This is a genomic window from Streptomyces sp. NPDC025618 (assembly GCF_055558795.1).
This window is the reverse complement of record NZ_JBVHLW010000010.1, coordinates 141350-161795: the sequence shown is the minus strand read 5'-3', so window position 1 is coordinate 161795 and position 20446 is coordinate 141350. Positions and strand designations below refer to the sequence as shown.

The window sequence follows — 20446 nt, the reverse complement described above, 5'->3', positions numbered from 1 at the left end:
GAGGGCTTGTGCGAGGCCCACTGGGTGGGTCCTTTACAGGGCCCCCCCCCCCCCCGGGGGGGGGGGGGGGCGGCCGCACACCACCAGCCTTGAGGAGCAGCAAGTGAGCAACGGCAACAGCGGCGGCGACGTACGGCTGTGGGGCGGCCGCTTCGCGGACGGACCCGCCGAGGCACTGGCCAAGCTCTCCGCCTCCGTCCACTTCGACTGGCGCCTCGCCCCGTACGACATCGCGGGCTCCCGCGCGCACGCGCGCGTGCTGCACAAGGCCGGTCTGCTGACGGCCGACGAGCTCCAGCGGATGATCGACGGCCTCGGCCTGCTGGAGGCCGATGTCGCGGCGGGCACCTTCACCGGCACCATCGCCGACGAGGACGTGCACACCGCCCTGGAGCGCGGCCTGCTGGAGCGGCTCGGCCCCGACCTCGGTGGCAAGCTGCGCGCCGGGCGGTCCCGCAACGACCAGGTCGCCACGCTCTTCCGGATGTATCTGCGGGACCACGCCCGGATCATCGGCGGGCTGCTCGCCGATCTCCAGGAGGCGCTGGTCGGCCTGGCCGAGGCGCACGCGGACGTCGCCATGCCGGGGCGCACGCACCTCCAGCACGCCCAGCCCGTGCTCTTCGCCCACCACCTGCTCGCCCACGTCCAGGCGCTCGGCCGGGACGCCGAGCGGCTGCGGCAGTGGGATACGCGCACGGCCGTCTCGCCGTACGGCTCGGGGGCGCTCGCCGGTTCCTCGCTCGGCCTGGACCCGGAGGCGGTCGCCGCCGACCTGGGCTTCGAGCGCGGCTCGGCCGGCAACTCCATCGACGGGACGGCCGCCCGGGACTTCGTCGTGGAGTTCGCCTTCATCACGGCGATGATCGGCGTGGACCTGTCGCGGATCGCCGAGGAAGTGATCATCTGGAACACGAAGGAGTTCTCCTTCGTGACCCTCCACGACGCCTTCTCCACCGGCTCCTCGATCATGCCGCAGAAGAAGAACCCCGACATCGCCGAGCTCGCACGGGGGAAGTCCGGCCGGCTCATCGGCAATCTGACCGGCCTGCTGGCGACGCTCAAGGCGCTGCCGCTCGCCTACAACCGCGACCTCCAGGAGGACAAGGAGCCGGTCTTCGACTCCTGCGACCAGCTGGAGATCCTGCTCCCGGCCTTCACCGGGATGATGGCGACCCTCACGGTCAACCGCGCCCGGATGGAGGAGCTGGCCCCGGCGGGCTTCTCGCTGGCCACCGACATCGCGGAGTGGCTGGTCAAGCAGGGCGTGCCGTTCCGGGTCGCGCACGAGGTCGCGGGGGAGTGCGTCAAGGAGTGCGAGGCCCACGGCCTCGAGCTCGACCAGCTCACGGACGAGCAGTTCGCCGCGATCTCCCCGCACCTCACCCCCGAGGTCCGCACGGTCCTCGACGTGCCCGGCGCGCTCGCCTCGCGCAGCGGGCGGGGCGGCACGGCCCCCTCGGCGGTCGCGGTGCAGCTGGGCGAGGTCAAGGCGGATCTGGCGGTCCAGCGCGAGTGGGCCGAGGCCAAGCGCGGCTAGACGCACACGTCGATCCTGAGGCGTCGACCACCCGAATGAGACATGACTGTCTCATTCGGGTTATGGTCGTCTCATGAGTGTCGAACCGGACCACGTGCTCGAAGCAGCCGCCGGGCTGCTCACCCGCAAGGCGACCGCGTCCATGGACGAGATCGCCCGGGCGGCGGGAATCAGCCGCGCCACCCTCCACCGCCACTTCGCCGGGCGCGACGCGCTCGTGCGCGCGCTGGAGGACCTCAGCATCCGCCAGTTCGAGCACGCCCTGGACGAGGCCCGCACCGAGGAGGGCGACGCGGCCGACGCGGTCCGCCGCCTGATCGCGCGGACCGAGCCGGCGGCCGGGCTGATGGCCTTCCTCTTCACCGAGAACCAGCTCTACGAAGCCGGGGTCAACGAGGGCTGGAACCGGCTGGACGCCCGCGTCACCGCGCTCTTCCTGCGCGGCCAGGAAGAGGGCACCTTCCGGCTCGACCTCTCGCCCGCCTGGCTCACCGAGGCGCTCTACGGCCTGATCGGCTCCGGCGCCTGGGCCGTGCAGGAGGGTAGGGTCGCGGCCAAGGACCGCACCCGCATGGTCGCCGAGCTGCTGCTCGGCGGAGCGGAGCGGAGGGTTAAACCATGACCGGTCACACCATCACCCCGCAGCAGCCCGTCGCGCCGGAAGCGCCGCGTCCCGGCCGCTGGCTCGCGCTGGCCGTCCTCGTCCTGGCCGTCCTGCTGGTCGCCGTCGACGCGACCGTGCTGGGCCTCGCCACCCCCTTCCTCAGCGAGGACCTGCGCCCCTCGGGCACCCAGCTGCTGTGGATCGGTGACATCTACTCCTTCGTCATCGCCGGCCTGCTCGTCTCCATGGGCAGCCTCGGCGACCGCATCGGCCGTAAGAAGCTGCTGCTCACGGGCGCGGTGGCGTTCGGCGGTGTCTCCGTGCTCAACGCCTACGCGAGCACCCCCGAGATGATGATCGCCGCCCGCGCCCTGCTGGGCGTGGCGGGTGCGACCCTGATGCCCTCGACCCTGGCCCTGATCCGCAATCTCTTCCACGACCCCAGGGAGCGCAGCCTCGCCATCGGCATCTGGGGCGCGATGGCCTCCGCCGGCGCGGCCGTGGGCCCGGTGGTGGGCGGCTTCCTGCTGGAGAACTTCTGGTGGGGCTCGGTCTTCCTGATCAACCTGCCGGTCATGGCCGTCCTCGTCCTCGTCGGCCTCAAGCTGCTGCCCGAGTCCAAGGACCCCTCGCCCGGCCCCTGGGACCTGCTCAGCGTGGCCCTGTCGATGGTCGGCATCGTGGCGGTCGTCTACGCGGTCAAGGAGGCGGCGGCGTACGGCTTCCGCTGGAACTACCTGCTGGCCGGGGTCGTGGGACTGCTGGTGATGCTGTGGTTCGTGCGGCGTCAGCTCAAGCTGCCCAAGCCGCTGCTGGACATGCGGCTCTTCCACCACCGCGGCTTCTCCGGCGCGGTGCTCGCCGACCTGCTGACCATCCTGGGCCTGTCCGGGCTGGTGTTCTTCCTGTCGCAGTTCCTCCAACTGGTCCAGGGTCGCAGCCCGCTGGAGGCCGGGCTCGCCGAACTGCCCGCCGCCGTGGGCGCGGTGACCGCGGGCCTGCTCGCCGGGCGGGCCGCCCGGCGCTGGTCCGTGCGCTCGGTGGTGGCGGGCGGCCTCGCGGCGATAGGCATCGCGCTCGCCGTACTCGCCTGGCTGCACACGGACACCGCCTACCCGGTGCTGGGCGCGGTGCTGCTGGTGGTCGGCGTCGGCGCGGGCTTCTCGTTCACCGTCACCGCCGACGTGATCCTCTCCAGCGTCCCCAAGGAGCAGGCGGGCGCCGCCTCGGCGGTCTCCGAGACGGCGTACGAGCTGGGCGCGGCGCTCGGCATCGCCCTGCTCGGATCGATCGTCACCGGCGTCTACCGCGGCTTCCACACGCCGGCCGCGGTGCCCGACCGGGCCTCGGCCGAGGCCCACGACTCGCTGGGCGGCGCGGTCGAGGCCGCGGCCGGGCTGCCGGGCGGGACGGGCGACGCCCTGCTCTCCTCGGCGCAGGAAGCCTTCGTCGAGGGCCTGCGGATCGCCTCCGGGATCGGCGCGGCGGTGCTGCTGGCGACGGCGGCCGCGGCGTGGTTCCTGCTGCGCGGCCAGCGCCTGGAGGAGGGATCAGGAGGCCATTAGGCCACGGTCGGACGGTCTCGTCCCGCGCCGTGAGCGCGGCAAAGCTCAATTGAGCAGCAAATCGCACACGGGCCGGGGCGGCAAGCCTCGGCCCGTGTGACATTTCCCGGAAACATTTGCCCTTGACGTGATCCTTATGCGCAGGCAACCATCTCGTCCACTGGTCGACATTGTCGAACATGGTTCGGACGAGAGTCCCGTGCTTAAGGACCCCCCATGCGTCTGCGCAGAACTGTCAGGCTCCTCCTCGCCGCCGCGGCCACCGCGACCCTCGGCCTCGCGGGGCTCGCGACCCCCGCTTCCGCCTCCGTCCTCGACATCCCGCCGCGCGGCGCCAACGACTGGTCGTGCAAGCCGGATTCGGCCCACCCCCAGCCCGTGGTGCTGGTCAACGGCACCTTCAAGCTGATGGGCGAGAACTGGGCGGCGCTCTCCCCGAAGCTGAAGGAGGCGGGCTACTGCGTCTTCGCCTTCAACTACGGGCACCTGGAGACCGACCCGATCCCCCAGGCGGCCGCCGAGCTGCGGGACTTCGTCGAGGCCGTGCGGGGCGCGACGGGTGCCGCCAAGGTCGACATCGTCGGCCACAGCCAGGGCGGCATGATGCCGCGCTACTACGTCAAGTTCCTGGGCGGCGCGGACAAGGTCGACGACCTCATCGGCATCGTGCCCTCCAACCACGGCACCAAGAACCCGCTGGCGATCCCCGCGGGCTGGACCTTCTGCCCCTCCTGCGTGGACCAGCAGGTCGGCTCCGACCTGATGAAGAAGCTGAACGCGGGCGACGAGACCCCGGCCGGTCCGGACTACACGGTGATCACCACCCGGCACGACGAGGTCGTCATCCCCTACACCAGCGCGCTGCTGACCGGGCCCGCGGAGCACCTCACCAACGTCGTGCTCCAGGACAAGTGCCCGCTCGACCCCTTCATGCACGACCAGGCGACCAAGGACCCGGTCGTCGCCCAGTGGGTGCTCGACGCCCTGGCACGCAAGGGCCCGGCCGACCCGGGCTTCCAGCCCGCGTGCCTCGGCCGGGCCTAGGGGGATCCCGGGTCAGGAGTGACGGCGTGTCAGGCGACCTTGGCCTCCCGGGCCTTGGTGGCGTACATGTCGACGTACTCCTGGCCCGACAGCTCCATCACCTCGGTCATCACCTCGTCGGTGACGGCCCGCAGGACGTAGCGGTCGCGGTCCATGCCCTCGTAGCGGGAGAAGTCCAGCGGCTTGCCGAAGCGGATCGTCACCGGGGCGATGCGCAACTTGCCCTTGCCGCCCGGCTGGACCTTGTCCATCCCGAGCATCGCGAACGGCACCACCGGCGCGCCCGTCATCAGCGTGAGACGGGCGATGCCGGTCCGGCCGCGGTAGAGGCGGCCGTCGGGGGAGCGGGTGCCCTCGGGGTAGATCCCGAAGACCTTGCCCTCGTCCAGGATCCGGCGGCCGGTCATCAGCGCGGCGACGCCGCCGTGACCGCCGTCGCGGTCCACCGGGATCATCCCGGAGCTGCCGAAGAACCAGGCCATCAGCCGGCCCTTGATCCCCTTGCCCGTGACGTACTCGTCCTTGCCGATGAAGAACACCTGGCGCTTGACCACCAGCGCGAGGAAGAGCGAGTCGACGAAGGTGACGTGGCTGCCGGCCAGGATCACCGGGCCGCTCTCGGCGATGTGCTCCGCGCCCTCGACCTTCGGGCGGTACAGGACGCGCATGAGCAATCCGAGAAACGCCTTGAGCAAGATGCGGGACAACGGGCCCTCCGGTCGTGGTGGTCGAGGTGGCGCACTCCAGCGCAAGGGCTGACCATACTCGCCGGTACCTCGGACGCGCACGCCGGGTTCATCGACCTGATACGCAGTGTTGACGTGACTTTGCACCCTGTTTGACCTTCGTCTTCCCATCGGAAAGTCGTACGTGCCTACGATCGGCGCGTCGCACAGGTGCCGGACAGGCACCGAAAGCACCACATCGCTAGGAGTGTTCATGGAGCAGGAGCAGCGGCCGGGCAGGCGCACCCTTCTGGGGGCCGCGGCGGCCCTCGGAGCGGGGGCGGTCGCCCTCGGCGGCACGGCGGGTACGGCGGCCGCCGCGCAGCGCGGGCCGGGCACACCGTCCGGCGGGACTCCCGCGGCGTACGGGCGCGGGCACGGTGACTCCGGCTCGTACAAGGACCTGCCGACACCGGTCGTCGTCGGTCACCGCGGCGCCTGCGGCTACCGCCCCGAGCACACCTTCGGCTCCTACGAGTACGCCCTCGCCAATGGCGCGGACGTCATCGAGCAGGACGTCGTGCCCACCAAGGACGGGCACCTGGTCTGCCGGCACGAGAACGACATCACCGCCACCACCGATGTCGCCACGCGCAAGGAGTTCGCCTCCCGCAAGACGACCAAGACGGTCGACGGCGAGGCCCACACCGGCTGGTTCACCGAGGACTTCACGCTGGCCGAGCTCAAGACGCTGCGGGCGATCGAGCGCATCCCGGGCACCCGGCAGCACAACACCCTCTACGACGGCCGCTGGGACGTGCCCACCTTCGAAGAGGTCCTCAAGTGGGCCGACGAGCAGGGCCGCAAGCGCGGGCGCAAGATCTGGCTGCACGTCGAGACCAAGCACCCCACGTACTTCCGCAAGGCCGGTCTCGGCCTGGAGGAGCGCCTGGCCAAGCTGCTGCGTCGCTACGGCCGGGCCGGCCGCAACGGGCACACCTTCCTCCAGTCCTTCGAGCCGAGCAGCCTCCAGCGGCTGGGCAGGCTGGGCGTGGACTGCCCGAAGGTGCTGCTGCTCGACGACCTGCCCACCCGCCCCTGGGACTTCGTCGAGGCCAAGGACCCGCGCACGGTCAAGGACCTCATCACGCCCCAGGGCCTGAAGTGGATCGCCGGCTTCGCGCAGGGCATCGGCCCGTGGGTGAACCAGATCATCCCCCGCGACAAGAACGACCGGCTCATGAAGCCGACCACCCTCGTCCACGACGCGCACGCGCAGGGCCTCTTCCTGCACCCCTACACCATGCGCAACGAGAACAGCTTCCTGCCCGCCGACTTCCGGCGCGGCACGGACCCCAACGCCTACGGCGACGCCTTCGGCGCGTTCAAGGCGTACTTCGCCACCGGCATCGACGGGATCTTCTCCGACAACTGCGACACGGCGGCGCTCGCGGCGGCGGACTTCCGCAAGTGACGGCGCGCGGCGGTCAACCGTAAGCACGGCGCGCGATCTCACCCGCGAGGGTGAGCGCGCGCCCTGGTGGCAACCGGCGGGCGGGCCGGTCACGTCCCGCCCGTCATGACACCGAACGATCTTCTGACCGCACTGCGGCCGCTGCTGGCGGCCGAGTGCGCGGCGGAGGCACCGGCCGCGGGCATCGAGGCCGCCGACCTCGAACAGTCCGTCTGGGTACGGCTGCTGAGCGACCGGCGCGCCGCTCGCGGCCGGTGGTCCGTCTCCGCGCTGCGGCTGCGCGCGGCCGTACGGGCCGAGGCCCGCGTCGCGCGCCGCCGGGCCCGCCGTGAGGTGCTCTACGACCCGACCATGGAGGAACCGGCCGGCGAGTCCTGCGTGGAGCAGGCGGTGCTCGCCGCCGAGGAGAGCCGCGCGCTGCGTGCCGTCGTACGCCGCCTGCCCGGCAGATGCCCCGGGCTGCTGGGGGCCCTGCTCTCGCGCAACGACCCGACCTACCGGGAAATCGCAGGTGAGTTGGGTATCTCACAAGGATCTTTGGGGCCCGTACGTTCCCGTTGCCTTGGTTGTCTGCGCAGAATGCTCACGGCGGAGGTTGCGGCTCCTGAACGTGGGGGAAAGGAGCGTTAGACAGCCGGCGCCATGGAGGCGGCGTTCCACGCGACGGCTCCTGTCAGGGCGGACCGAACCGACATAGGGGAGGCGTGCGCACATGGGCATGAGCGTGACCATCTCTGCGGCGACCGAAGACGATGCCGAGCAGATCCTCAAGCTCCAGTACCTCTGTTACCAGGGCGAGGCCGAGCTCTACGGCGACTATTCCATCGAACCCCTCACCCAGACCCTCGACGGGCTCCGCACGGAGCTGGCCGGCGGCTGTGTGCTGGTGGCCCGGCTCGGCGACGAGGTCGTCGGCTCGGTGCGCGGCACGGTCGACGGGGACGGCACGGCGTCCATCGCGGGCCTGATCGTGCACCCCCGGATGCAGCGGCACGGGCTGGGCGGACGCCTGCTGGGCGCGGTCGAGGACCGGCTCGCGGACGAGTGGTCGGCGCGGCGCTTCCGGCTGGCGACGGGCCACCGCAACGAGGGCAATCTGCGGCTGTACCGCAAGTGGGGCTACGCGCAGACGGGCACGGAAGAGGTGACCCGCAAGCTGGTCCTGGTGACGCTGGAGAAGCCGGTGCCTGCGGCGGCTTTTGCCTGAGAGATCGGACGCGGCTCGTCGTAAGGCGTGGGTCTGTCGCCGCCTGCGGCGGAGGCGCACTGCGTGCGCGTCCTCAATCGCCGGACGGGCTGGAGGTGCTGGAGGTGCTTGTTGACCTGTGGCACCTCCAGCATTCAGGCACCTTCGGACAGCTGCGGCCCGCGTCGGAGCCAGATCATCGCCGTCACCGGGAGGATGACCGGGATGAAGAGGTAGCCCATGCCGTAGTCCGACCACACCGTCGCGTCGGGGAAGGCCGAGGGCGCGGCCAGGGTCCAGGTCCCGACGACGAGCACACCGGCCAGCTCCGCCGCGCAGCACACCAGCGCCGCCTTGCGGGCGGCGGGCCCGCCGCGCACCAGCGAGTACGTGATGAAGGCGTAGACCACCGCGGCCACCGCGGACAGGACATAGGCCAGGGGCGCCTTGCCGAAGTTCAGGAGCATCTGGACGATCGAGCGGGAGGCCGCCGCGACGGTGAAGACGCCGTAGAGCCAGACCAGCAGCCGGCCGGGCCCCTGGCCGAGGTCGAAGGCCGCCTTGGCGGACGGCTCGGTGGATTCGGTCATGGTCAGCCTCCCCAGATGTCGTAGAGCCGGACTTCGAGCACGGCCAGGATCACACCGCCGGCCGCCACGGTCGCCGAGCCCCAGCGCGTGCGCTCCACGAGCGACATGAACCCGGCGGCGGGGACGGCCGCGGCCGACCCGATCAGATAGGCGACGAAGATGGCCATGCCCTGCGCGGGCTTGTCGCCGCCCGCGAGCCGCACCACGCCGACGACGAGCTGGACGAGGGCCAGGAGCGACACCACGGCCATGCCGATGAAGTGCCAGTCCTTGGTGGACTGGTCGCGGGAGAAGGCGAAGCCGCACCAGGCGGCGAGCGCGAGGGCGGTCAGGCCGACCGCGAGCGTCAGCGCGTCGATCACCGCGGCCGCCGGGCGGCGCGGGCGGGCGGAGGGGGCTGGACAAGCATGGGACGACTTTAATGGCCCGCCGCGGGCGCGCCGGGACCGGCCCCCGGCCCCGTCCCGCCGGAGGGAGGCCGTGGTCTTGGCCACATACGGCGGGTCGCCGCCCCCTCCGTCGCACCCGGCGGACGCGCCCGTGGCCCGTGTCCGCGCAGGCCACGGGGCGACCCGAAGATCATCCGGAATCGGCCGGTGACGTCCACGCTTCGGCCAGTCGCGTCCGCTATTCGGACAGGCTTGGCCGACTCGCACGCGCTTCTGTTTTACTTTCCCGCATGACCACGACGAGCAGCCGCACCCTTGCGACCGAGGCGATGATGACGCCCGGTGCTCGTTGCATGTGTCGAATGTGTGACCGCTGAGGGCCCCCGTTCTGTGCCTCGCGCCCCGAAGCGAGACCCGTAGAGCCCGATCCGGATCCAGCAGGACCGGACCGGAGCTCCGCCCCGCGTCACCAGGACCCCGAAGCCGCGCGACCACGCGCCCGCCGGGGATCACCGATGCCGCGTTCCGCAATGAATTCCCGTGCCGGCACCACCCGCGCCGCGCACTCGACAGTGACGGAATCCCCTGTGATCACCACTACGGGCCTGACAAAGGTCTATCGCTCACGCGGCCGCGAGGTCACCGCCCTCGACGGCGTCGACCTGCACGTGCGCGAGGGCGAGGTGTACGGCGTCGTCGGCCAGAGCGGCGCCGGCAAGTCGACCCTCATCCGCTGCGTCAACCTCCTGGAGCGCCCCAGCTCCGGCACGGTCACCGTGGCCGGCCAGGACCTCACCGCACTCGCCGGGCGCGGCCCCCGTGCCAATGCCGAGCTGCGCAAGGCCCGCAGCCGCATCGGCATGGTCTTCCAGCACTTCAACCTGCTCTCCTCGCGCACCGTCCAGAGCAACATCGAGCTCCCGCTCGAGATCCTGGGCGTCTCCGGCAAGGAGCGCAGCCGCAAGGCCCTCGAACTCCTCGACCTCGTCGGCCTCGCCGACAAGGCCAAGGCGTACCCCGGCCAGCTCTCCGGCGGCCAGAAGCAGCGCGTCGGCATCGCCCGGGCCCTGGCCGGCGACCCCAAGGTGCTGCTCTCCGACGAGTCGACCTCCGCGCTCGACCCGGAGACCACCCGCTCCATCCTCACGCTGCTGCGCGACCTCAACCGCGAACTCGGCCTGACCGTCCTCCTCATCACCCACGAGATGGAGGTCGTCAAGACCATCTGCGACTCCGCGGCCCTCATGAAGGGCGGCCGCGTCGTGGAGTCCGGCACCGTCTCCGAGCTGCTCGCCACCCCCGGCTCCGAGCTGGCCGCCGAGCTCTTCCCCGTCGGCGGCGAGCCCTCCGGCGAGGACCGCACCGTCGTCGACATCACCTTCCACGGCGAGGCCGCGACCCAGCCGGTCATCTCCCAGCTGTCGCGCACCTACAACGTCGACATCTCGATCCTCGGCGCCGCGATGGACACCGTCTGCGGCAAGCAGATCGGCCGGATGCGCATCGAGCTCCCCGGCCGCTTCGAGGACAACGTCGTCCCGATCGGCTTCCTGCGCGAACAGGGCCTCCAGGTCGAGGTCGCAGCCCTCCAGCCCGCGAAGAACGCGGAGCCCGCCGACGAGCTCCTCAAGGAAGGTGCCAAGTGACCTGGTCCGAGATGCAGCCCCTGCTGCGCGACGCGTGTCTCGACACCCTCTTCATGGTGTGGTGGTCCACGGTCTACGCCATCGTCGGCGGCCTGCCGCTGGGCATCCTGCTGGTCCTCACCGACCGCGGGGCACTGCTCCAGAACGTCGTGGTGAACAAGGTCATCGGCGCGGTCGTCAACCTCGGCCGCTCGCTGCCCTTCATCATCCTCCTCGTCTGGCTGATCCCCTTCAGCCGCTTCGTCGTCGGCACCTCCATCGGCCCCAGCGCCGCGGTCGTCGCCCTCGCCGTCGGGGCCATCCCCTTCTTCGCCCGCCTGGTGGAGACCGCCGTGCGCGAGGTCGACCACGGACTGGTCGAGGCCGTCCAGTCGATGGGCGGCGGCACCTGGACCGTCGTGCTCAAGGTGCTGCTCCCGCAGGCGCTGCCCTCGATCGTCGCGGGCCTGACCACCACCGTGATCGCCCTCATCGGCTACTCCGCCATGGCCGGCGCCGTCGGCGGCGGCGGGCTCGGCAACCTCGCCATCTCCTACGGCTTCCAGCGCCACGAGACCGGCCTGATGAACATCACCATCGTGCTGCTCATCGTCATCGTCACCGGCGTCCAGCTCGCCGGCGACCTCGTCGTACGCCGCATCGCCGGACGCGGCGCCCGCCAGGCGGCCACCGTCGGACTGCGCGGACTCCTGCCGTCCGCCCGCAAGCCGGCCCCCGCCGGGACCCCGGACGCGGCCGCGGCCGTGGCCGAGGCCCCCGCGCTCACCGAGACCCGCTGAGGCCCCGCGCCCCACGGACGACAACCCCACGAGCCCGGACCCTTTGCCGGGCGGCAACACCTCGTGAGACAAGAAAGAGGCACTCTTCGTGCGTACCACCGTCAAGATCACCACCGCGGCCGCCGCGGCCGCCCTCACCCTCGGCCTGGCCGCGTGCAGCGCCCCGTCCGACACCTCCGCCGGCTCGGGGAAGAAGGGCAAGGACGCCGACCCCGAGGCCACCCTCACCGTCGCCGCCAGCCCCACCCCGCACGCCGACATCCTCAACTTCGTGCGCGACAACCTCGCGAAGAAGGCCGGCCTCAACCTCAAGGTGCGGGAGTTCAGCGACTACGTCCTGCCCAACACCGCCACCCAGAACGGTGAGGTCGACGCCAACTTCTTCCAGCACAAGCCCTACCTCGACGACTTCAACAAGAAGAACAAGACGGACATCGTGCCCGTCGTCGACGTCGAGCTCGAGCCGCTGGGCCTCTACTCCAAGAAGGGCAAGAAGGTCTCCGACCTCGGCAAGGGCGACACCATCGCCGTGCCCAACGACGCCACCAACGAGGGCCGCGCCCTGAAGCTGCTGGCCGACAACGGCGTCATCAAGCTCAAGGACGGCGTGGGCTCCGGGGCCAAGCTCTCCGACGTCGAGGACAACAAGGGCGTCGAGTTCACCGAGCTCGCCGCCGACCAGATCCCCTCCCGCCTCGACGACGTCGCCGCCGCCGTGATCAACGGCAACTTCGCCATCGGCGCCAAGCTCAACCCGGCCAAGGACTCCATCGCCCTGGAGAAGGCCCAGGGCAACCCCTACGCCAACTTCCTCGCGGTCAAGAAGGGCAACGAGGACGACCCGCGCATCGTGAAGCTCGCGGGGCTCCTCAACTCGGACGAGGTCAAGAAGTTCATCGAGCGGAAGTTCAGCAACGGTGCCGTCCTGCCCGCCTTCGGGCCCGTGAAGGGCTGATCGCCGCCCTCTCACCGGGACACCCGCCCCCGCCCGTACGGCCGCAGGCCCGCGCACCCCTCACACGCGCGGGCCTGCGGCCGTACCGGGTCGCGCTTGGCGCACCCGCGCACCCATGCTGCATGCTGGTGCACTCGAAGCCCGGACCGAGACCGTCCCGAGCCCATCCTCACCGGCGTTGGAGCAGCACATGACATCCACCTTCCCGGCCATCTCCATCAGTACGGACCGGCTGGTGCTGCGCCCGTTCGACGCCCAGGACGTGCCCGCGCTCGCCGAGATGATGAGCGACGAACTCGTCACTGCCTGGACCTCCGCGCCCCACCCCTACACCACCGCCGAGGCCCGCGACTGGGCACTGCGCCGGGCACCCGCCGAGCGCACCCAGGGACGCGGAATCGTCTTTGCGGTCACCGAGTTCCTCACCCACCGCCTCGTCGGATGCGTGCACCTGCACCACACCGACTGGCGCACCCTCTCCGCCGAGGTCGGCTATGTCGTCGCCCCCTGGGCCCGCGGCGAGGGCTACGCCTGCGAATCCGTGCTCGCGGTCGCCGAATGGCTCTTCCGCGACCAGCGGTTCGAGCGCCTCGAACTGCGCACCGCCGCCGACAACACCGCCTCCCAGCAGGTCGCCCAGAAGATCGGCTGCATCAGCGAGGGAGTCCTGCGCAACGCCTGGATAGGCCGCGGCCGCACGGCCGACGGCGGCTGGACGGAGATCCGCAGCGACCTCATCGTCTGGAGCCTGCTCCCCGAGGACCTCGACGAGGTCCGCGAACAGCACGCCGGCGGCCCCGGCTACGCGGGCGCCTTCCACGACTGGCGCTGAACCGGCGCGCGGCCAGGCCGGACACACCGGCCCGTACGACCGCACGCGCCCGCCCCGAACCGTCCGCGCGCGCTCGGGCCCGGACCGAGCGGGGTAACCTCACCCTGCCCACGCGTGTGTGGGCCCCGACCCGCGACAGACGAGCCCCAGGAGACTGACGACGATGGCCGACCGGGTCACGGTGATCGGGTGGGACGGCTCACCGCTGACGGACACGGCCCGATCGGCCCTGGCCGCCGCCACCTTGGTGGCGGGCGCGGGACACCACCTGGCACTGCCCGAGATCCCGCCCGCGGCCGAGCGCGTCAGGCTCGGCAGCGTCGACCTCGCCGCCCGCCGCATCGCTGGACACCGCGGCTCCGCCGTGGTCCTGGCCGACGGCGACCCCGGCTTCTTCGGCGTCGTACGCGCCCTGCGCGCCCCCCAGCACGGCCTGGAGGTCGAGGTCGTGCCCGCCGTCTCCGCCGTCGCCACCGCCTTCGCCCGCGTGGGCATGCCCTGGGACGACGCCCAGGTCGTCGTCGCCCACAGCCGCGACCTGCGGCGCGCCGTCAACGTCTGCCGCGCCCACACCAAGGTCGCCGTCCTCACCTCGCCCGGCGCCGGACCCGCCGAACTCGCCCTCCTCCTCGGGCCCGTCCACCGCACCTTCGTCATCTGCGAGGAACTGGGCACCGCCCGCGAGCAGGTCACCGTCCTCACCTCCGACAAGGTCCCCGACCACACCTGGCGCGACCCCAACGTCGTCATCGTCATCGGCGGCGCCGGCCCCGGCACCGCCGAGCCCGCGGGCCAGGGCTGGGGCGTCACCCGGCAGCGCACCGCGGGCGGCTGGATCGCCGGCCGCGACCCCGGCTACCCCCCGGCCGTACGCGGCTGGGCCCTGCCCTCCGACGCCTACGGCACGGACCTCGGCGAAGGGGAGTCCGCCGAGCTGCGCGCCGCCCAACTGGCCCGGCTCGGGCCCCGGGTGGGCGACCTCGTCTGGGACATCGGCTCCGCGAGCGGCGCCGCGTCCGTCGAGGCCGCCAGGTTCGGCGCCGCCGTCATCGCCGTCGACCGCGACCCGGACGCCTGCGCCCGCACCACCGCCGCCGCCCGCCGCTACGGCGTACAGCTCCAGGTCGTCCACGGCACCGCGCCGCACGTCCTGGAGGACCTCCCCGAGCCCGACGTCGTCCGGGTCGGCGGCGGGGGAGCGCCCGTCGTCGCCGCGTGCGCCGCCCGCAGGCCCGAGCGGATCGTCGCCCACGCCGCGACCCGCGACGAGGCCGAGGCCATCGGCCGGGCGCTCGCCGAAGGCGGCTACGCGGTGGAGTGCGCGCTGCTCCAGGCCGTGGAGCTCGACACCGCGGCCTGGACCGAGCGCGAGCGCGCCGTGGCCTTCCTCCTGAGTGGCCGCCACACCCACCTGTGAGCCCCGCTCGCCGGGCGGAGGGTAGGGTTGCGGATCGTTGTACCGCCCTTCGGTGTCCGACACCACAGTCGTCAATGTCCCGAACGTTCCCTCCTTTTGGCGGGAGCACGGCAAGGTAGGGGCGGGCGACATGCAACGTGCCGCGAGGCACGGACGCTCGTTCTTGACTATGGGCGTGAGCGGTTGGAAGGAGCACTACCGATGGGCGAGGGGTACGCATGACCGACACCGGCCAGTTCCCGGGCGAGGGACAGCCGGAGAACGCAGGCGAGCTTCCCGGCCCCTCGTTCCCCGCGGATCCCGTCGCCCCCGCCGATCCCGGCGCCCCGGCCGCCTACACCTTCCTGGACCACGGGGGTGAGGCGGACGGCGCCGAGGAGGACGACCTCCTGCTGATGCCGGGCGCCCAGGGCGCCTGGATGGAGCAGCCCCCGGTGCAGGGCGGTACGCACGAGAGCGGCGGCCGCGACACCGGCTCCGTCGACTACGGCGACGTCAGGCAGCCGCCCGCGCCCGCCGCTCCGGCGGCGCCCGCGGCCCCGCGCCGCCCCCTGCACATGGGCCCGCCCGTGCCCGACCCCACCGGCGGCGTCGTGCGCTCCCTCGCCGACCGCGGCCCGGCGGCCCCGCACCAGGCGCCCGCGCCGGGCCGGGCCGTGCCGCCCGTGACGCCCGGTCAGGGCCCCGAATACCTCGACGTCCCGCAGAACGGCGCGGACTTCCCGCAGGTCCCGCGCCTCGGCGAGGTGCCGCAGCAGCAGCCGGGCACCTGGGACGCGCAGCCGCAGCCGCCGCAGCACATGACCGCGCAGCCCCCGGCCGCGCCCGCCGCCGAGGCCGTCGCCGAACCCGCGGCCCAGGCCGCGCCCGCGCCCGTCGCGGAGCCCCTCGCGGCTCCCGCCGTCGCCTTCGTGCCGGCGCAGAGCACCGCCACGCACCCGGCCGACACCGGTCACGGGATAGTCGCCGACGGCTCCGGACACACCGCGCCGGGCACGGAGGCCACCGCCGCCGAGCAGACCCCCGCCGAACACCCGGTCGTCACCCCGCAGCAGGCCGCCGCCCCGGCGGTGACGCGGGACGAGCCCGTGGCCGCCCCGGCTCCTGTCGAGGTGTCTGCCGAGGTGTCTGCCGAGGCGCCGGCCGCCCCGCCTGTCGAGGCATCCGCTGATGTGACATCAGCCGCCGTGGCCCCGCAGCCGGCCGCCGAGCCGGAGGCGTCCGCGCCCCGGACCGCTCCCCAGCCCGTCGTCACCGCTGTCGCGGAGGCCGCGCCCGCGCCGGCGGAGACGCCCCAGGCCGCGCCCGCCGAGGCGCACTTCGCGCCCGAGCCGCAGCCGGCGGCGCCCGTGGAGCCCGTCCAGGAGGCCGCGCGGCCCGCGCCCGTACCGCAGGAGCAGCCGCCCGCCGAGGCCCACCAGGCGTTCGCGGACCCCGGTTCCGGCGAGCAGATCCCCGCCGCCGCGGCACCGGTTGCCGACAGCGCGCAGCCCGCCCCGGTCGTTGCCGAGGGCACTGCCGTCACCGAGGCTCCTGTCGTCGCCGAGAACGCTGCCGCCGAGAACGCTGTGGCCGAAACCGCCGTAGCCGAAGCCGCTGTCGTCACCGAGGCGGCCGCGGAGCAGATCCCGGCACCGGAGGCTCCGGCCGAGGTCGCGCAGCCCGCGCCGGTCGTCATGGACGCGCCCGCACCTGTAGACGCCGGTTCCGGACAGCAGGTTCCCGTCGCGGCCCCGCTTTCCGAGGAGGCCCCGGCCGCGGCTCCCGAGCAGCAGGTCCAGGAGGCCCCCGCCGTGGCCGAGGCCGTGGAGCCCGCACCGGCCGCTCCCGTGCCGGCCGTCGCTCCCGAGCCGCAGGCCGCACCGGCCGAACAGGCTGCACCGGCCGAACAGGCCGAACAGGCCGCACCGGCCCCCGAGCCCGCTGTCCAGGAGCCGCAGCCCGCCGTGGCCGAGGCGCCCGTCGAGGCCGTCGTCCAGCAAACCCCCGCGCAGGACGCCGCGCCGCAGGAGCAGGTCTCCGAGGACGTGCTCCTCGTCCCGCGCCCGCAGGACACGCTGATCACGCAGACCACGGCCGTCGCGGAGGACACGGCGGTCACGCACGTCGCCGTCCCCGCGCCCGCCGAGCCGCAGCCCGTACCGGCCGAGGCCCCCGCGCCCGAGGCCGTGGAGCCCGTAGCCGCGCGGGAGGAGCAGCCGGCGCCCGCCGCCGCGCACATCCCCGCCCCGCAGCAGGAGCCGGTCCCCGCCGCCGAGCCCGTGGCCGAGCCTGTGGCCGTCCCCGCGCCGCGCACCGCCGGCGCCGAGGCGCCGCACGCCGACCCCGCGCAGCCCGCTCCGGCCTCCGAGGAGGCACCGGAGGAGGTGTACGAGGAGCCCGCGGGCCCCGCCGCCGTCGGCTACGGCGACGCCGAGCGCGCCGCCGTGCACCGCGTGATGCGGGAACGGCGCGACATCCGCAAGGGCTTCCGCACCGACCCCGTCCCGCACGAGGTGCTGCTGCGCGTCCTGGAGGCCGCGCACACCGCGCCGAGCGTCGGGCACTCCCAGCCCTGGGACTTCGTCGTCATCCGCTCCGCCGAGACCCGGCAGGCGATGCACGAGCTGGCGGTGCGTCAGCGCGACGCGTACGCGAAGTCTCTCCCCAAGGCGCGGGCCAAGCAGTTCAAGGAACTGAAGATCGAGGCCATCCTCGACACCCCCGTCAACATCGTCGTCACCGCCGACCCCACCCGCGGCGGCCGCCACACCCTCGGCCGGCACACCCAGCCGCAGATGGCGCCGTACTCCTCCGCGCTCGCCGTCGAGAACCTCTGGCTCGCCGCGCGCGCCGAAGGACTCGGCGTCGGCTGGGTCAGCTTCTTCGACGAGCGGGAGATGGTGCGCGAACTCGGGCTGCCCGAGCACCTGGAGGTCGTCGCCTATCTCTGCGTCGGCTACGTCGACGAATTCCCCGACGAGCCCGAACTGATGCAGGCCGGCTGGTCCAAGCGCCGCCCGCTGTCGTGGGTCGTGCACGAGGAGACGTACGGGCGGCGCGCGCTGCCCGGCGAGGACCCGCACGACCTGCTCTCGGAGACCCTGCGCGGCATCCGGCCGCTGGACGCCAAGGCGCTCGGCGAGGCGTGGGAACGCCAGAAGCGGATGACCAAGCCGTCCGGCGCGCTCGGCATGCTGGAGATCATCTCCGCGCAGCTGTGCGGACTCTCCCGCAAGTGCCCGCCGCCGATCCCGGAGCCCGCCGCCGTGGCGATCTTCGCGGGCGACCACGGGGTGCACGCCCAGGGCGTCACGGCGTGGCCGCAGGAGGTCACCTCGCAGATGGTCGCCAACTTCCTGGGCGGCGGCGCCGTGTGCAACGCCTTCGCCAACCAGGTCGGCGCGGAGGTCTGCGTCGTGGACGTCGGCGTCGCGGGCGACCTCCCCAGCACCCCCGGCCTGCTCCCGCGCAAGATCCGGCCCGGCACGAGCGACTTCACGACCGGCGCCGCGATGACCCGCGAAGAGGCGCTGCGCGCCGTCGAGGTGGGCATCGAGACGGCCCGCGACCTCGTCGCGGCGGGCAACAAGGCGCTGCTGACCGGCGAGATGGGCATCGCCAACACCACCGTGTCGGCCGCCCTCATCGCCGTCTACACCGAGGCGGACCCCGCCGAGATCACCGGCCGGGGCACGGGCATCAACGACGAGATGCACGCCCGCAAGGTCGACGTCGTCCGGCGCGCCCTCGAACTCCACCAGCCGGACCCGAAGGACCCGATCGGCGTCCTCGCCGCGGTCGGCGGCCTGGAGCACGCCGCGCTCGTCGGCCTGATCCTGGGCGGCGCGTCGCTGCGCACGCCGGTGATCCTGGACGGCGTGAGCGCCGGGGCGGCCGCGCTCGTGGCGCGGGCCATCGCCCCGGAGGCGCTGGCCGCCTGCATCGCGGGGCACCGCAGCGCGGAGCCGGGCCATGTCGCGGCCCTGACCAAGCTGGGCCTGCGCCCGCTGGTCGACCTCGACCTCCGCCTCGGCGAGGGCACGGGGGCGCTGCTGGCTCTGCCGGTCGTGCAGAGTGCTGCGCGGGCGATGCATGAGGTGGCCACCTTCGATACGGCCGGGGTCACCGAGAAGGGCTGAGCTCTTTCTCGGGGCTGGGCCCCGCCCTCGCGCTTCGCGGTGACGTTGCGCCTACGGGGGTGGGGCTTGAGCCTGTCCGGCGGCTGTCCGTTGTGTGTGGCTGGTCGCGCAGTTCCCCGCGCCCCTTATGGGGCTTGGCACTGCGTGCCGCTGGTCGCGCCCACCGGGTGGGATGTGAGGGCGGGGCGCGGCTGCGGGTTGTGTGTGGTCGCTCGCGCCGTTCCCCGCGCCCCTATGGGGCGCGGTGCCCCGAACAGTCCGTCCGGCGCTTGCGGGCGCGGGGTTCGCCGTCGGCTGTAACACAGGGGAAACCGGAGCGCGGCCGAGCGCCGATGGGGGAGCCCATAGAGTGTCACCAGCACTCTGACCAGCAGCTCCGGAGGAGATCATGGCCCCGCACGCGCGCAGCGAAAGCGCATACCCCGTCGGACTGCGCCTCTCCGGCCGGCGCGTCGTCGTCCTCGGCGCGGGCCAGGTCGCCCAGCGCCGGCTCCCCGCCCTCCTCGCGGCCGGCGCGGACGTGCTGCTGATCTCCCCCTCCGCCACCCCCTCCGTCGAGGCGCTGGCCGAGACGGGCGGGTTCCGCTGGGAGCGCCGCCGCTATCAGGACGGCGACCTGGACGGCGCCTGGTACGCCCTGATCTCCACCGACGACCCCGCCGCCAACGAAGCGGCCTCCGCCGAGGCCGAGGCCCGCCGCGTCTGGGCCGTCCGCAGCGACGACGCCGACGCGGCCACCGCCTGGACCCCGGCCACCGGCCGCAGCGAGGGCGTCACCGTCGCCGTGCTGACCGGCCAGGACCCGCGCCGCTCCGCCGCCGTGCGCGACGCCATCGTCGAGGGCCTGCGCGACGGCTCCCTCGCCGCCCCGCACTACCGCGCGCCCGCCGCCTCCTCCGGCGGCACCGGCAGCGTCGCCCTCGTCGGCGGCGGCCCCGGCGACCCCGACCTGATCACCGTGCGCGGCCGCAGGCTGCTCGCGGAGGCGGACGTGGTCATCGCCGACCGCCTCGGCCCCCGCGACCTCCTCGACGAACTCCCGCCGCACGTCGAGGTGATCGACGCGGCGAAGATCCCGTACGGCCGGTTCATGGCCCAGGAGGCCATCAACAACGCCCTCGTCGAGCACGCCCGCGCCGGGAAGAACGTGGTCCGGCTGAAGGGCGGCGACCCCTACGTCTTCGGCCGCGGCATGGAAGAGGTCCAGGCGCTGGCCGACCAGGGCATCCCCTGCACCGTCGTACCCGGCATCTCCTCCACCATCAGCGTGCCCGCCGCCGCCGGGATCCCGGTCACCCACCGGGGCGTGGCCCATGAGTTCACCGTCGTCAGCGGCCACGTCGCCCCCGACGACGAGCGCTCCCTCGTCGACTGGGCCGCCGTCGCCAAGCTTCGCGGCACTCTCGTGCTGCTGATGTCGGTGGAGAACATCGGTGCCATCGCCGCCGCCCTCGTCAAGCACGGCCGCCCCGCCGGAACTCCCGTCGCGGTGATCCAGGAAGGCACCACCGCCGCCCAGCGCCGCGTCGACGCGACCCTCGCCACCGCGGGGGAGCGGATCGCGGCGGAGGGCATACGCCCCCCGGCCGTCATCGTGGTCGGCGACGTCGTGACGGTCGGCCCGGAACCCCGCGGCTGA

The 20446-nt window shown here is 73.0% G+C and carries 17 protein-coding genes; 14 read left to right on the top strand and 3 right to left on the bottom strand.

All coding sequences use genetic code 11. From position 1 onward, the window contains the following. Window positions 1-103 precede the first annotated feature (103 nt). The 4 genes from argH (at window position 104) to ACZ4A5_RS12775 (ending at window position 4753) form a co-directional block, all read left to right on the top strand. Window positions 104-1540, top strand: coding sequence for an argininosuccinate lyase (argH, locus tag ACZ4A5_RS12790; protein WP_467581954.1), 1437 nt, complete (start codon window positions 104-106; stop codon window positions 1538-1540). A gap of 73 nt (window positions 1541-1613) precedes the next feature. Further along, window positions 1614-2162 (top strand): TetR/AcrR family transcriptional regulator, encoded by a 549-nt coding sequence (locus ACZ4A5_RS12785; RefSeq protein WP_467581952.1) that lies wholly within the window; start codon window positions 1614-1616, stop codon window positions 2160-2162. Then, window positions 2159-3709 carry an MFS transporter gene (locus ACZ4A5_RS12780; RefSeq protein ID WP_467581950.1) on the top strand — a complete coding sequence of 517 codons (1551 nt, stop codon included), beginning with the start codon at window positions 2159-2161 and terminating at the stop codon, window positions 3707-3709. Before ACZ4A5_RS12785 ends, ACZ4A5_RS12780 begins: the two co-directional genes overlap by 4 nt. 216 nt (window positions 3710-3925) lie before the next feature. Then, the gene (locus tag ACZ4A5_RS12775; RefSeq protein WP_467581948.1) at window positions 3926-4753 is read left to right on the top strand and encodes an alpha/beta fold hydrolase; all 828 of its coding nucleotides are present in this window, start codon (window positions 3926-3928) and stop codon (window positions 4751-4753) included. Window positions 4754-4782: 29 nt separating this feature from the next. On the opposite strand, the gene ACZ4A5_RS12770 is transcribed toward ACZ4A5_RS12775, so the two are convergent. Continuing rightward, entirely contained in the window at window positions 4783-5460 is a 678-nt protein-coding gene (locus tag ACZ4A5_RS12770) for a lysophospholipid acyltransferase family protein (RefSeq protein WP_467581946.1), read from the bottom strand. 232 nt (window positions 5461-5692) lie between these two features. On the opposite strand from ACZ4A5_RS12770, the gene ACZ4A5_RS12765 reads away from it, so the two are divergent. The 3 genes from ACZ4A5_RS12765 (at window position 5693) to ACZ4A5_RS12755 (ending at window position 8099) form a co-directional block, all read left to right on the top strand. Continuing rightward, complete coding sequence (locus ACZ4A5_RS12765) at window positions 5693-6892, top strand: glycerophosphodiester phosphodiesterase (RefSeq protein ID WP_467581944.1); 1200 nt, start codon at window positions 5693-5695, stop codon at window positions 6890-6892. Window positions 6893-6997: 105 nt separating this feature from the next. Further along, window positions 6998-7522 (top strand): sigma-70 RNA polymerase sigma factor region 4 domain-containing protein, encoded by a 525-nt coding sequence (locus ACZ4A5_RS12760; RefSeq protein ID WP_467581943.1) that lies wholly within the window; start codon window positions 6998-7000, stop codon window positions 7520-7522. Between the two features lie 82 nt (window positions 7523-7604). Continuing rightward, entirely contained in the window at window positions 7605-8099 is a 495-nt protein-coding gene (locus ACZ4A5_RS12755; RefSeq protein WP_467581941.1) for a GNAT family N-acetyltransferase, read from the top strand. Between the two features lie 134 nt (window positions 8100-8233). Here ACZ4A5_RS12755 and ACZ4A5_RS12750 read toward each other — a convergent pair whose 3' ends face one another. Then, complete coding sequence (locus ACZ4A5_RS12750; RefSeq protein WP_467581939.1) at window positions 8234-8668, bottom strand: hypothetical protein; 435 nt, start codon at window positions 8666-8668, stop codon at window positions 8234-8236. 2 nt (window positions 8669-8670) lie between these two features. After that, the gene (locus ACZ4A5_RS12745; RefSeq protein ID WP_467581938.1) at window positions 8671-9030 is read right to left on the bottom strand and encodes a hypothetical protein; all 360 of its coding nucleotides are present in this window, start codon (window positions 9028-9030) and stop codon (window positions 8671-8673) included. A gap of 557 nt (window positions 9031-9587) precedes the next feature. Here ACZ4A5_RS12745 and ACZ4A5_RS12740 point away from each other — a divergent pair. The 7 genes from ACZ4A5_RS12740 (at window position 9588) to cobA (ending at window position 20446) form a co-directional block, all read left to right on the top strand. Next, window positions 9588-10703 carry a methionine ABC transporter ATP-binding protein gene (locus tag ACZ4A5_RS12740; protein WP_467581989.1) on the top strand — a complete coding sequence of 372 codons (1116 nt, stop codon included), beginning with the start codon at window positions 9588-9590 and terminating at the stop codon, window positions 10701-10703. After that, window positions 10700-11482 carry a methionine ABC transporter permease gene (locus ACZ4A5_RS12735; RefSeq protein WP_467581936.1) on the top strand — a complete coding sequence of 261 codons (783 nt, stop codon included), beginning with the start codon at window positions 10700-10702 and terminating at the stop codon, window positions 11480-11482. Before ACZ4A5_RS12740 ends, ACZ4A5_RS12735 begins: the two co-directional genes overlap by 4 nt. A gap of 88 nt (window positions 11483-11570) precedes the next feature. Beyond that, window positions 11571-12437: a MetQ/NlpA family ABC transporter substrate-binding protein gene (locus tag ACZ4A5_RS12730; protein WP_467581934.1), complete on the top strand. Its 867-nt coding sequence runs from the start codon at window positions 11571-11573 to the stop codon at window positions 12435-12437. Window positions 12438-12627: 190 nt separating this feature from the next. Next, entirely contained in the window at window positions 12628-13269 is a 642-nt protein-coding gene (locus tag ACZ4A5_RS12725) for a GNAT family N-acetyltransferase (RefSeq protein ID WP_467581932.1), read from the top strand. A 163-nt stretch (window positions 13270-13432) separates the two neighbouring features. Then, window positions 13433-14686, top strand: coding sequence for a precorrin-6y C5,15-methyltransferase (decarboxylating) subunit CbiE (gene cbiE, locus ACZ4A5_RS12720; RefSeq protein ID WP_467581930.1), 1254 nt, complete (start codon window positions 13433-13435; stop codon window positions 14684-14686). A gap of 218 nt (window positions 14687-14904) precedes the next feature. Next, window positions 14905-18807 carry a nicotinate-nucleotide--dimethylbenzimidazole phosphoribosyltransferase gene (gene cobT / locus ACZ4A5_RS12715; protein ID WP_467581929.1) on the top strand — a complete coding sequence of 1301 codons (3903 nt, stop codon included), beginning with the start codon at window positions 14905-14907 and terminating at the stop codon, window positions 18805-18807. Window positions 18808-19195: 388 nt separating this feature from the next. After that, a complete protein-coding gene (gene cobA / locus ACZ4A5_RS12710; RefSeq protein WP_467581927.1) occupies window positions 19196-20446 on the top strand; it encodes a uroporphyrinogen-III C-methyltransferase in 1251 nt (416 codons plus the stop codon).

Bases quoted from the DNA above. Each gene is read 5' to 3' on its own strand.
- ACZ4A5_RS12725 (WP_467581932.1), top strand. From the start codon at position 12,628: ATGACATCCACCTTCCCGGCCATCTCCATCAGTACGGACCGGCTGGTG.
- ACZ4A5_RS12760 (WP_467581943.1), top strand. From the start codon at position 6,998: ATGACACCGAACGATCTTCTGACCGCACTGCGGCCGCTGCTGGCGGCC.
- cbiE (WP_467581930.1), top strand. From the start codon at position 13,433: ATGGCCGACCGGGTCACGGTGATCGGGTGGGACGGCTCACCGCTGACG.
- ACZ4A5_RS12780 (WP_467581950.1), top strand. From the start codon at position 2,159: ATGACCGGTCACACCATCACCCCGCAGCAGCCCGTCGCGCCGGAAGCG.
- ACZ4A5_RS12785 (WP_467581952.1), top strand. From the start codon at position 1,614: ATGAGTGTCGAACCGGACCACGTGCTCGAAGCAGCCGCCGGGCTGCTC.
- ACZ4A5_RS12750 (WP_467581939.1), bottom strand. From the start codon at position 8,668: ATGACCGAATCCACCGAGCCGTCCGCCAAGGCGGCCTTCGACCTCGGC.
- cobA (WP_467581927.1), top strand. From the start codon at position 19,196: ATGGCCCCGCACGCGCGCAGCGAAAGCGCATACCCCGTCGGACTGCGC.
- cobT (WP_467581929.1), top strand. From the start codon at position 14,905: ATGACCGACACCGGCCAGTTCCCGGGCGAGGGACAGCCGGAGAACGCA.
- ACZ4A5_RS12775 (WP_467581948.1), top strand. From the start codon at position 3,926: ATGCGTCTGCGCAGAACTGTCAGGCTCCTCCTCGCCGCCGCGGCCACC.
- ACZ4A5_RS12765 (WP_467581944.1), top strand. From the start codon at position 5,693: ATGGAGCAGGAGCAGCGGCCGGGCAGGCGCACCCTTCTGGGGGCCGCG.
- ACZ4A5_RS12740 (WP_467581989.1), top strand. From the start codon at position 9,588: ATGAATTCCCGTGCCGGCACCACCCGCGCCGCGCACTCGACAGTGACG.
- ACZ4A5_RS12755 (WP_467581941.1), top strand. From the start codon at position 7,605: ATGGGCATGAGCGTGACCATCTCTGCGGCGACCGAAGACGATGCCGAG.